This is a genomic window from Actinacidiphila yeochonensis CN732, assembly GCF_000745345.1.
GTDB classification, from domain to species: Bacteria; Actinomycetota; Actinomycetes; order Streptomycetales; family Streptomycetaceae; genus Actinacidiphila; species Actinacidiphila yeochonensis.
In genome coordinates this window covers 2,764,537-2,776,306 of record NZ_JQNR01000005.1, presented here as the reverse complement: position 1 = coordinate 2,776,306, position 11,770 = coordinate 2,764,537, and the positions used below count along the sequence as shown (strand labels likewise).

At 69.6% G+C, this 11,770-nt stretch carries 13 protein-coding genes; all 13 read right to left on the bottom strand.

The genetic code is table 11. From position 1 onward, the window contains the following. Positions 1-392: 392 nt before the first annotated feature. Entirely contained in the window at positions 393-3,185 is a 2,793-nt protein-coding gene (locus tag BS72_RS23620) for a BTAD domain-containing putative transcriptional regulator (protein WP_037913356.1), read from the bottom strand. Beyond that, complete coding sequence (locus BS72_RS23615; RefSeq protein ID WP_051951579.1) at positions 3,182-3,667, bottom strand: pilus assembly protein TadG-related protein; 486 nt, start codon at positions 3,665-3,667, stop codon at positions 3,182-3,184. The genes BS72_RS23620 and BS72_RS23615 overlap by 4 nt, the downstream gene beginning before the upstream one ends. Continuing rightward, positions 3,664-4,110, bottom strand: a complete 447-nt coding sequence (locus tag BS72_RS23610; protein WP_078901590.1) for a TadE/TadG family type IV pilus assembly protein — start codon at positions 4,108-4,110, stop codon at positions 3,664-3,666. Before BS72_RS23610 ends, BS72_RS23615 begins: the two co-directional genes overlap by 4 nt. Continuing rightward, positions 4,107-4,517 carry a TadE/TadG family type IV pilus assembly protein gene (locus BS72_RS23605; RefSeq protein ID WP_037913354.1) on the bottom strand — a complete coding sequence of 137 codons (411 nt, stop codon included), beginning with the start codon at positions 4,515-4,517 and terminating at the stop codon, positions 4,107-4,109. The genes BS72_RS23610 and BS72_RS23605 overlap by 4 nt, the downstream gene beginning before the upstream one ends. A 3-nt stretch (positions 4,518-4,520) precedes the next feature. Continuing rightward, a complete protein-coding gene (locus tag BS72_RS23600) occupies positions 4,521-4,715 on the bottom strand; it encodes a hypothetical protein (protein ID WP_037913351.1) in 195 nt (64 codons plus the stop codon). Between the two features lie 37 nt (positions 4,716-4,752). Next, positions 4,753-5,652: a type II secretion system F family protein gene (locus BS72_RS23595; protein ID WP_037913348.1), complete on the bottom strand. Its 900-nt coding sequence runs from the start codon at positions 5,650-5,652 to the stop codon at positions 4,753-4,755. Beyond that, the gene (locus BS72_RS23590) at positions 5,649-6,347 is read right to left on the bottom strand and encodes a type II secretion system F family protein (protein ID WP_232792518.1); all 699 of its coding nucleotides are present in this window, start codon (positions 6,345-6,347) and stop codon (positions 5,649-5,651) included. Before BS72_RS23590 ends, BS72_RS23595 begins: the two co-directional genes overlap by 4 nt. A gap of 227 nt (positions 6,348-6,574) precedes the next feature. Then, the gene (locus BS72_RS23585) at positions 6,575-7,924 is read right to left on the bottom strand and encodes a CpaF family protein (RefSeq protein ID WP_037913341.1); all 1,350 of its coding nucleotides are present in this window, start codon (positions 7,922-7,924) and stop codon (positions 6,575-6,577) included. After that, the gene (locus tag BS72_RS23580; RefSeq protein WP_051951572.1) at positions 7,921-8,730 is read right to left on the bottom strand and encodes a P-loop NTPase family protein; all 810 of its coding nucleotides are present in this window, start codon (positions 8,728-8,730) and stop codon (positions 7,921-7,923) included. Before BS72_RS23580 ends, BS72_RS23585 begins: the two co-directional genes overlap by 4 nt. Beyond that, on the bottom strand, positions 8,727-9,224 hold the full coding sequence (locus tag BS72_RS23575) for an SAF domain-containing protein (RefSeq protein WP_322942468.1): 498 nt from the start codon (positions 9,222-9,224) through the stop codon (positions 8,727-8,729). The genes BS72_RS23580 and BS72_RS23575 overlap by 4 nt, the downstream gene beginning before the upstream one ends. Before the next feature lie 296 nt (positions 9,225-9,520). Beyond that, positions 9,521-10,120 carry a hypothetical protein gene (locus BS72_RS23570; protein WP_232792517.1) on the bottom strand — a complete coding sequence of 200 codons (600 nt, stop codon included), beginning with the start codon at positions 10,118-10,120 and terminating at the stop codon, positions 9,521-9,523. Between the two features lie 221 nt (positions 10,121-10,341). After that, a complete protein-coding gene (locus BS72_RS23565) occupies positions 10,342-10,845 on the bottom strand; it encodes a hypothetical protein (RefSeq protein ID WP_157856317.1) in 504 nt (167 codons plus the stop codon). Positions 10,846-11,149: 304 nt separating this feature from the next. Beyond that, positions 11,150-11,632, bottom strand: a complete 483-nt coding sequence (locus BS72_RS23560) for an ATP-binding protein (protein WP_078901589.1) — start codon at positions 11,630-11,632, stop codon at positions 11,150-11,152. Positions 11,633-11,770 lie beyond the last annotated feature (138 nt).

The window sequence follows — 11,770 nt, the reverse complement described above, 5'->3', positions numbered from 1 at the left end:
GGCGCGCCTTGCCGAGGCCGGGCCGGCCGAGGCACGGGAGGTCGTCGCCGACCGGGACGCGGACAGGCAGGACTGCCTCGGGAGTCCTTATGGATATTGGGAAAAGGATGAAAATGGAAGTGACGGATCGGCCGTACGAGAGGTTCCGCAGGGCCGACCGGCGCCGGCCTTCAGTAGATCGGGATGTTCTGCTGCACCGATATACAGTCGCCCTCGCCCACAGGTGGCTCGTATAGGGGCTGACCTGGGCCTTTGGGGAGACTGAGGGGGTCGTTTCCAAGCCCGTACCCGCGATCGACGCCAGGAGCGACGCCGCATTCGACGGGGCGGACGCCAATCGGTCCTCGGACGTCTTCAGCGTGGCTCTCACGTGACGTGAGCAGCGTCTTTGCTCACCTGGTGCTGGTAGTGCGAGGTGCGGCGGTTCGTGAGGCGATGAGGGCTTTGGTGGGCAGTTCGGGTTCGAGGCCCAGGTCGGCGAGGTGGCGTTCGAGGCGGGTGTACGCGTGGCGGGCGGCGTCGTGGCGGCCGGCGGCCTGGCAGAGGCGGATGGTGTGCTGCGCAAGCCGTTCGTGGTCGGGGTGCACCGCGCCGAGGTGTTCGAGCAGCGCCAGGACGGCTTCCCTGTGCTCTGATGCCGCGTCGGGGCGTTCGGCGGCGCGCGCCAGGCGTAGGGCAGCGTCGGTGGCCTTCACGGCGAGGTGTTCCCTGACGGCGTCCGCCCAGAGGTAGTCGCTTCCTTGGGCGAAAGGGCCGCGGTAGTGGTCCAGGGCCTCTTGTACGGCAGCCAGGGAGTTGCTGTGTGACGTGGCGTTTGCGGGATGGAATTCTCGATTCAGCGCGGCGGTGAATTCAGCGAGGTCGGTTTCCACGAGGTCGGGGTGGAGCTTGTGGAATTCTCCCTGGCGGAGGATGAATTCCTGCGCGGTGATTCCGGTGGCGGCGCGCAGTGCTCGACGTACCGCGCGGCGGAGGTTTTTCAGGGCGTTCTGATCGCTTGCGGGATCGAGGTGGAGCTTTTCGGCGATGTCGGAGGCCAGCAGCCCAGCGGGGTGGGCGGCGAGGAGGGCGAGGAATTCGTGGACCTCGGGCCGTAGTTGGGTTCCGATGGGGTCAGGGTTGCCGCGGGCGTAGAGGGTGATCGGCCCGAAGATGTGGAGGCGCACCGGCTTGCCGCGGGCAGGCGCTGGCGGCTCAGGCGCAAGGGGTGGGTCGGAGCTGTCGGGGGCTTCGTCGTCTGGCGTCGGCTCGGGCTGGGACTGCGGTCGTCGAGGGGTCGGGGACGGCGCCGGGCTGGGGATGGGGAGGACGCGCAGATGCGGCCGTCGTCCGTGGGCAGTGAGCAGGACATCGGTCATCTCGTGTCCGGCGTCGGGTGTGAGGTGGAACAGTCGTAGGGGCGTTACGGGGTGGGCAGGTCGGGCTGGGCGGGTGGTGGCCCCGTCCGGGGCGATGTGCCAGCGTTCCGCGCCGGGTAGGGCTGTCTTCAGGGTGAGGACGATCACGGCGTCGGGGTCGCTGCGGGAGGCGAGGGCGAGGAGTTGGCCGGCGTGGACGGACTGGGGTGCGGTCAGCAGGAGGAGCGTGCCGAGGTCCGCTGCCCGGGTGGGGTGTTGTTCGTTCGGGCCCGGGGACGGGTTCATGGCGTCGTGCTCGTGCTCGTGCCGGGCCCGCGCTCGGGCGAGCAGGTGCAGCTCGGCTGCCTGGATGGCTTCGGTTGTGTCGGCGCATTGGGTGAGGGCGGAGAACTGTGGGGGCAGCCCAGGCAACAGAGCGTCGGCCAGGTCTTCGGGAACGATGGCCGTGACCCTCGGTCGCCCGGGACGTTGGCGTTCAGCAGCGGTGAGGATGCCCACGAGCAGAGCGCGAGCGGCTCCCTCGGCGCCGGGGCCGGTCCACGCGCAGCCGTTGGAAGTGGCAAGTTCGTCGAGTGGCACCTCGGTGTTGTCGCGCACTCCGATGCTCACGGTGTGAACGGGGAGTGGCGGACGGGGTGGGGTGCGTCGGACGACCAGGTCCTCGGGGTCGGGTGGGGTTCGGTGCTGCGTGGCGGCGTGTGCGGCTTGGGCGGCCTTTTCCACCAGCGGGCTCAGTGCCGGGATGTCGGTGTCCGTCTCCGGGTCGTGGAGTCGGCGTTGGTGCCAGTGCCAGTAGCGGCGCGCCGCGAGCAGGCCGGCTGCCAGGGTGACGCCGATCAGGCCCGCCTGGCCGAGGCCGATCGTCGCGGGGGCGGGGCGTTGGGTCGCCCCCATGTCGTGTGGCCCGGAACGACTGGGGGCAGGGTCGGCGGGTCCAGTGCGGGCCGGGTGGCCGTCGCGTGTGTCCTTCGTGGGCGCTTGCTGGGCCGGCGAGGTGGAGATGGGTGCTGGAGTCGTCTCGGGGGCGGGCTGGGTATGTGCGTGGTCGTGAAGGGGTGAAGAGGGTGTGGGTGTGCTGTGGGTGGCGGGGATGGCCAGCCGCCAGCCTGGTCTGATCAGTTCGGGATCGGTGAGGCACGTGCCGTCGTCTTGGACGCGATCCTTGTTAAGGGCGTAGATGCGGGGCCACTTGAGCCCGTCGCCGAGGTGTTGCCGGGCGATGTCCCACAGCGTGTCGCCATCTCGCACCGTGTACTCCGGGAGAGAGCCGCGGGTCACTCCCCCCGCGGCGGTTGCAGGGTGCGGTGTCGTGCTCAGGCGTGCGCCTGCGGGTGACGGTGTGAAGGGCGCGGTCACCGTGGGGTGCGATCCCGACTCCTGGATCGGAGCGAACGGCTGGGCGCCGGCGTTCTGCGGGCGCCACAGCGCCAGCAGGGCGACGATCAGGGTTCCGATGCACAGCGCGGCCAAGGACCCCTTGAGCGTCGTGGACGCCAGGTGGAGGTCGTGGGCTCCTCGGTCTCGGACCAGTTGGGGAACGTGGGTGGCGTACCAGGTGATTTCGCGGATGACGGTGCAGGCGAAGGCGGCCCAGCACACCCATCCCACCAGGGCGAGCAGTTCGATCAGCAAGGGGTCGCTCATCGGCTGAGTGAGCCGCACGGCCAGTTCACTGAGCGACGAAACACGGTCCGGCCAGGGAACGCCGGCCGCCTGCCACAGGACCCACGGCAGGCCGACCAGCAGCGCCAGGGTCAGTGCCAGGGCGGCGAGTGCGGTGGTGGCAGCGGACAGGCGCTGACGTGTCCGCGTACGGCTGGTCGTCACCGTTCTCCTCCTCCGCCGGGCGAGGAGGCGAGGGATGCGGGTGCGCGCTCGGCGTGGGCGGTCGCCGTGGCGTGCACGGTCAACGCTCGCACGCCGACGAGCTGCAGGATCTGCATCCGCTGTCGGTGGGTGACCTGGACGGTCACCGCATCGCCTGCGACGGACGCTGTGCCGCTGTCTCCGGTGGAGGCGACGTACCTGCGGGCTGCTTCGGCCGCCTGTTGCTTCAGCAAGCGGACGTCGCCGCCGCGCCGCAGGCGGGCGAGGTCCACTTGCTCGGCTCCAGTGCGGGCTGCTTCCTGCGCGACGTCCATAGCCCGGGTTTTGCCGGCCAGGGTGAGGCCGCCGTCCAGAACGATCCCCGCGAACAGCCACAGAGCGAGAAAGACCCCCACGAAGAATGCTGTCGCCTGTCCGCCGTCACCGCAGCGGGCCCGGATGCCGGCGGTGAACCCCGTGTGGGCGCTCGCGGGAGGGTTCATGAGCTGCTCCGGTAGGAGTCGACGACCGAGTAGGCCGTGTCGGCCAGGACGACGTGGCCGGGCATCGCCGTACGGGTGAGGTCTCCCAGTTCGGCGGTGCAGTTGATCCGCACCCGCACCGTCGAGCCTGGGTCCAGGTGGTCAGTGGTCACGCTGACCTGGGGCCTGCCGCACGCCGCTCCGCCGTCCTTGATGGCCTGGGCCGCGGCGCGCTGGGCCTGCGCGCGGGCGCCCTGTTCGGTGCGGGCCAGCGACGCGGCGCGGGCGGCCTGATGAGCGGCGTCGGCAACCAGCAGGCGGGCGTCGGCGAGCCGCCCGAGGGCGACCACGAACAGCAGGAGGAGGACGAGGAGCGGCGTGAGCACCACGACTTCGACCGTGGCCGAGCCCCGCTCGTTGCTGGGTCCGGCGACAGGCGGCTGTGCGGAGGAGCGTGCGGTCACAGTCGGTTTCCGCCTGGAGTAGTGGTGAGGCGTTCGGTGGGGCCGGAGGCCGTGCCCGCCACGTGCAGGTTCACGCCGGGCACCACGGTGATGACGGTTCCCTCGACCCGCACGCTGGTCCCGGTGCGGTTGCGGTCGACGGTCACGGCCGGGCGGGTCAGGATGTGGGGACCGAGGCTGTCGATGCTCTGCCACGCCTGTGCCCGGCCGTCGCCCGCCGTCCCGTCCTCGACGCGAGCCGCGGCAAGGGCCCGCTGTGCGGCGTACTGGGCGATGTGGCGGGCGTGCCAGGCGAGAGCGAACTGCACCACCAGCAATGTGAGCAGGAGCACGAGCGGGACGACCAGTACGAGCTGCGTCGTGGCCGCGCCGCGATCGTCGCGCGGCCTGGTGGTGGGAACGGTCACCGGTCAGCCCAGCGAGATGCCGTGCGCCTTGGCCGTGACCTTCGCGACGATGATGCCGACCACGGTCATGGCGAGGATCGCCAGCAGGGCGGTGATCACGATGGTCTCGGTGGTGTACCCCGCGTCCTGGCGGGCGCGGGAGCGCACGTCGGCCAGGTGGACGCGGACCAGAAGGGCCAAGTGGTCGAAGCGGAGCATCAGGAAGCACCTTCTCCTTCGGTCGTACGGTTCAGGGTCAGTTCATGGACAGGACGAAGTCGAGAGCGGGATAGCCGATCAGCACCAGGAACGCGGCGAACAGCGCCACCACCGGCAGGGACATCTGCTCCGTTGCCGCCTGCGCCGCCTCGTCGGCCTCCGCGATCCGGCGCCGGCGCATGGCCCGCGCCTTCGCGGCAAGTGAGTCGCGGATCTTGGCGCCCTCGCTCCCGGCCAGGCTCAGCGCCGCAGCCAGTTCGGTCAGGTCGGCAACGCCGAGTGTGCGCCCGAGATTGTCCAGCTGAACGGCGGGTGGGGTGCGGGTGAGCTGCGCTACGTGGAGGGCGTGGCGCAGTTTTCCGGCGGCCCAGCCCGCAGGAGCGGCGACCGCCTGGGTGAGGGCTTGCTGGACCCCCGCGCCGCCGGCCAGAGCGATCACCGTGAGGTCCAGAACGAGGCTGAGGGTGTGCCGCATCTCGCGGCGCCGCCGCTGGGCCTGCTTGCGCAGCCTCAGGTCGGGTGCGAAGAACAGCACGACGGCCAGGGCGAGGCAGCCGCCGACCGGCACCGTCCACCCGAGCGTGATCCCCGCGCCCACACGCAGCAGCACGACGGCCGACCAGGGCATGACCAGCCCCGCCGCCGCACACACCGCCTTCCCGGCCAGGTGCGCGTCCTCGGCCGTGCCGCACGCAGCCAGGTCCAGGCGGAGGGCGGCTGTCGGGAAGCCGAGTGCCCGGATCAGCGGCACCGCTCGGCTGCCCAGCCGGGTCGCCCACTCGGCGTTGTCACGATCCGGAATCCGCGGCTGGCGCGGCGGAGTGGGTGCGTCAAGCGCCGCCAGGACGTCAACCAGAGCGGGCCGAGGGGGGCACAGGCCGTAGACCAGGACCGTTGCTCCGCCGCCGAAGAGAGCACCCAACACGATGACGATCACCGCAGGTCCCCCTTGCCTGCCGCCACCGCTTCCTCCTGCTGCGCGGCGGGGCCGAGGAGCCGGACGGGTTCGTCCAGACGGCCGATGACCGTGAGGCAGACGAACCCCGCCGCGAACAGCGCTCCGACCACCGCGAGGACGGCCTGCCCGCTCAGTGAGTCGTACGGCGCCATGTAGGGGCGGTTGAGGACCACCAGGCCCACCGCCATCCCCAGGGTGACGATCACCGTGACGCGGATGCCGGTCCTCACGCTGGCGCGGCCGGCACTGACGCGCTGCCGCATCGCCACCTGCTCGCGTACCGCCTCCGCCAACTCACCCAGCAGCCGCGACAGGTGGCTCGTCTGCTGCTCGGCCGCCATCACCAGCGCGGCCACCACCACGTCGGCCAGCGGATCGTCGGCGCTCCGGGCGAAGTCCCGTAGCACCCCCGGCAGAGGCCTGCCTGATCTCAAGGCCCGTGCCACATGCTGTAGTTCGTGTTTCAATGCCGCGGGAGCGATGCCCGCCGTGGCCAGTACCGCCTGCTCCAGCCCGGCCGCCGCCGCCAAGGTGTCGCGCAGCATCTCCGTCCAGGTGGCCAGCGCCTCCAGGCGCTCCGTCCGCCGGGCCGCACCCCGATCCGAACCCAGCAGCCCCGGCAGGGTCAGCACGCCGACCGCGGTGAGAATCCCGGCCACCGGCCACGACGTCACCGCTCCTGCGACCAACCCCCCAACCGCGGCGGTCACCATCCTGCGCGACGTCCATCCGGCCGGCAGCAGCCTCACCACAGCGTGTCCAAGCCCCGGGCCTCCGACACCGGGGTCGTCCGGGTCCCGTCGCAAGAGCCCGCGGACGATGACGACCAGGCCGACACCGAATCCCGTCCCGCAGCCGATCGCCGCCAGCGTCATGGTGCCGGGTCCGAATCCGTGGGCCATCACTCCCCTCCCCACCACGGTTCGGCACTGGCCCGGACGTCCAGTCCGGCGGCGACCAGTTCCTCAAGCGTCTCGGTACGCAACGGGCTGGCCGGAACGGCCCTGCCGTCACGGCCTGGCCGGTAGACCTCGTTGGACACGACGTGAGCGCCCTCGGCGTCCAGGACCTCGCGCACGGAGTCGATGACACGCCGGCCGCCGGAGTCCCAGCCCAGGTGAACGACGAAGTGGACGGCGGAGGCCACCATGAGGTTCGTCGCCTCCAGGGACAGCCGCTCGGGGGCCTGGGCAGCGTAGGCGGCGAACTTGGTGAACACCCCTCGCGAGGTCGAGGCGTGGATGGTAGACAGGGAACCGTCGTTTCCCTGGCTCATCGCGTTGCACATCGGGATGACCTCCGCGCCGCGGATCTCCCCGACGATCACCCGGTCCGGGGACATCCGCAACCCCCACCGCACCAGCTCCGCCTGGTCGACGCCGCCACGCCCTTCGATGTTCGGCTCGCGCGCCTGCATGGCCACCACGTTCGGGTGCGCCGCTGTATCGGTGTCCAGACCGAGCTCGAAGGTGTCCTCGATCGTCACCAGCCGCTCCTCCGGGGGAATCTGATGGGCGAAGGCCCGGAGCACGGTGGTCTTCCCGACGTTGGTACCGCCGCCGATGACCACGTTCTTGCGCGCCCTGACCAGCGTGGTCAAGAACCCGGCGAGCACGGGGTCGCACACGCCCAGCCGCACCAGGTCGGCCATCGACGCGGCCGGGAACCGGTGACGCCGGATCGTCAGCGACACCCGGCCGGTGACCGCCATCACCGCGAAGAGCCGCGAGCCATCGGGCAGCTGCAGGTTCACCCGCGGCACACCGCGGTCGAACCGCCGCTCCTCGGCACCGGTTCGGGCGGCCAGCGTCCGGACGAGCTCCACCAGTTCCTCGTCGGAGGCGGCCACCGGCGCCCCCCGACGCCACTTGCCGCCGGCACCCTTCACCCAGACCGCGTCACAACCGTTGACGCAGATGTTCTCCAAGCCCTCGTCGGCCAGCAGTCCTTCCAAGCCGCCCGTACCGAACAGGGCGTCCCTGATCGCCTGCGCGGCGCGCTCTTCCACCGCCGCGTCCATCACCTGACCGCCCCCGGCCAGTGCGACCCGCCGCTGCCCGGCCAGTTCCTCGGCCAGCAGTCGCTCCACGGTCAGACGACGCTCCCGGTCGTCCTCCGGCGCCAATCCTGCCGCCTCCCGTTCGGCCGCATACGCCGTCAGCCGCGACACCACCCGTTGCCTCACCGCCCCGGTCCAGTGCCCGACCTCATCCGCCGGCCTCACGCCTGCCGGCATCAGCAACTCACTCACCGCACGCTCTCCCGCGTCCCAGTCGATGTGCGAACCGGCTTGTCCCCAACGGCTTCGTGCTCACCGCCTGCGGGGTCGGCGGCAGCCAGTTGACCGGCCAGCCTGCCGAGGGCGATGACGAGCGGCTGCCTACGTGCCCGTCGGGAACCCCGGTTTCCGTCACGGCCCCCCGACAGCGCCGCCGCGCCCTTCACGTCCCAGGGCAGGAAAACCACCCGCGGAATCCGCAACGCGCCCGCGATTTCGTCCCCCTTAAAGGGGCACGGCCCCACCACGGCCAGCGTCGAACGCCCCGCCGGAAGCCGGGAATCGGGAAGGTACTGCGACACGTGCGTCAGCGACTCCGCACCGCCACGGGTGACGACGACCGCGTGATCCGCGACGTCCAGGAACGGCTGAACCTCGTCGGTGAGTCGCCCGACATCGAGCAGCACAGTGCCCCGGTCAGCCTCCTCACCCAACAGCAGTCGCCTGCCGGCCTCGCCCGCCAGGAGTCGAACTGCCTGGGTGCAGGGCCTGCGGCCAGGCACCGCCGGCACCACACGCACACCGACCGGCAACTCGTGGACAGCACCCAGCAGCGATCCCGGATGAGGCTGCCCAGCCGCGGCCGCCACGTCCAGCAGCGAAGGTGCCGGTGGCAGCCCGAAGCGGATCATCACATCCCCACCGCAGCAGTCAGCCTCGACCATCACCGGCCGCACGCCGTCATCCGCCTGAACGGGCCACCCAGCCGCCAACGCCAACACGGACGTCGTGACCCCGGGTGCACCGGACACCGAACCGACCACCACCAGCCGCCTCACGGAGCCTCCCGTCCCTGGGCCGGCAGCACCACAACCCGTGGGCTCTCCAATCCAGCCGCCCTTCGTGCCGCCCCTGTCTCGACGAGCACGGTCACCACCCTCGGACCACCCGCCGACACAGGTGCCTCCACCGAGGTGACCGTCCCCACCACCACCGGATCGGGCACCGCATCCGTACCGGTCACCTCCACGCCAGCACCCTCAGAAGCAGGGCCGGGCAGGAGGGCGACACGCTCACCCATCGACAGATCGGGCGGTGCACCCCCGGCTTCCACGGCCAGAGCCACCTGCGAGAAACCCATGGGCGGAAAGTCGGCACGCGCCCCCACCTGGTGCGGGGCCAGCAGACTCCCGGCCACCAGCGGCGTGCGCACCAACCGGCCCAACACGCTCCTACGCCTGGACACTGGTACCACGCCCGAGTCGGCCGCGACCTTCACCACGCGCAGGTCGCCCGCTTTGAGCACAGCTCCCGGAGGCACGTCGTGTGCCACCGCAAGCACCTCTGTGCGCCGTCCCACCTCCTGGGCCACCACCGCGAATCCAACGGCCGAGGCCACCACGACCCCCGCACCCGCCCATGCCCAACCCAGCTTGCGCCGCCTGCCACCGGAAACGACCGGCGGCTGATCCGGCCCCGGCCGTCTCGCGCCCGGCACCCGGAGCCGAGCCCGGTCATCAGCCGAAGAAGACAAGGAGGTACCCACGGCCCGCCTCTCAGAAAAGAAGATCTCCAGGAATTCCGACTACTGCCCGCCGGTGTACGCGAAGGCAACAGCCGCCCAACGGTTCAGCCGGTCACAACGGCTTGCACCTCGTCGACCACCAGCTGCTGCCGCGCAGACGTCACCAGCCCGCGCACCTCCCCCGCCCTGCCGCCACCCCGCCAGGTGACGTCCCATTCCACCCGCACCGCCACGTCGAAAGCTCCGTCCGGCGCGGACGCACGTTGATAGGTGTAACCACAGTCCGGCGACGACTGATCCGGAGGAACAGCATCCGAATACGGCGTCCCCGGCCCGTGGCACACCACCTCCCCGCCTTCCCCCATCGACCACGTCGTCTGAACCGGCCGCGCGGTCGCCGTCACCCTCACGCCCTCTACCGCAACAGACGTCGAAACCGGCCGCCAACCCGATCGCTCAACCCACAGCCACGTCGGCACCCGCACCACCTGATCAACCGCCGAATCCGGACTCGTACGGATCACCGGCTCGGGCAACCTCAACTGCTTCACCGCCCGCTCCACAACCATCTCGACCGGCACCCCGCGGCCAACGCTCGGATGCGGCTTCTTCGTCGCCGTCGAACCGTCGAAGCGAGGCAGCACACCGAAACCGTCGCCCAAGTCATACTCAAAACCGTCCGAAGGAATGACCGGAGTTCCCACCGCGCCTCCGCCACTCACATCCCTCGCGTTCTGATGGGGCTCCGGAGTTGTGCGCGATGAACCACCGGCAGTTTCCACGGCACGATATGCCTCCACGTCACAGGCAGCAGGCGTGCAGGTGACGGAAGCCCCTGGGGTGATTCCGCCATTAGCCGCTGCGCTTAGAGGGAAGAGCAGCACTGTAGTACACGAGGCCACCGCCAAGAAAAATGCGGCGAACTTCAACACGTTCCCACCTGGTCGAAGTACAGACGCACTACGCGCCACGCCCCAGCACGCACTTCGAGAGTCGCGTCTACTCGATGCCGACCACCAGGCACGTCGTTCTCAAGCTCACCGTCTCTGGTGTACAGCAACCACTGGGTGTCATCGATGCAATCCCGGATGACCGCTTGCGTGGCAGCACTCTTCACGATGGTCGGATCAACGACCGGAGTTCCTCTACCGACGACATCCTTCTGGCGGTCCGCCTCCATTATGTAGCGCAGCAACATCAAGGCGCCTGCGGATGCATGGTCCCGCAGCCGAGGGTCGTTTTCGTTCGGGTTCCTGGAAACGACGACGAGGTCGTTCATCATGGCCCTATAGGCCAGGAGAGGCCCCTGATTGCCCGGGCGCGAAGCACCAGGCATCGCCGATGCGCTCACAGTCACCGGCGAAGCCACCGGCCGCCCGTCCGAGGAGGCCTTTGAACAGCCCGATGCCACCAGCACCGTGATCGCCACAACCAAGACGCTCTTGGCCAGCAGACCCGTCCGCACCGCACCTCTCCGTCACCGATTCAGATCATCCACACACTCTATGTGATCAGACTTGGCTGGCTTACCCACTGGAGCGGCGGCCAATCCAGATTCCAGGGTGAATTCAGCTCGGGCTGGTCTCTATCGAGGCACGTCAAAGCGGGAAGTCATCCCAAGTTGAGGAACGGGCCCCAATCACTCGAAAGTGTGAGACCCGCTCTTCGACCTTCGACTCCTCGCGGAGCCTCTCTTGCACAGAGGCTATGAGACGACATCCGCTTCAGATGATCTACTCACCCGGGGCGCCCGGGATGATCAGCCATGCCGTCTTCGTGGCCTCCGTCGCACTGAAGCCCCACGCGCCGTTCGTGAGTGCGTGCACGATGGGCAGACCACGGCCTCGCTCGGCGAGCACCGAGGTCAACGCCTCCAGACCACCACCGCGATGCTGCTCCTCGGTTTCGTACAGCGAACCGCCCACGATGAAAGGCGGAACCCTCGGGATAGACGGGTCGTGGTCCTCAACTTCACACACGACCTCATCGCCAGAAGTACGCAGTCGGATTTCATACGGCCCCATGGCGTGCTCGACGGCATTGGCGACGAACTCCGAAACGCAGATGATCACGTCATCGATGACACCGGCGCCGTAGCCGAGTTGCTCAAGTGCGCCACGAATAGCAGTCCGCGCCTGTGTGGTAGCGTCAGACTCGCCCCTGTCCCACCGCCACACCACGACCGGAAAAGGGCCCGGAATCCGGTTGATCGTCATCGCCGACCTCCCCGCACAGCGTGGCGGCCCCGCGTCACTCGTCGGTGCCGCCCCCGGCCCGGCCGTACCTGTTCCCGTTCTTCGACGAGCGCAAGCGAGCCACCTGCCATGACGAGAAGAGAAAGCAGAACGACAGCA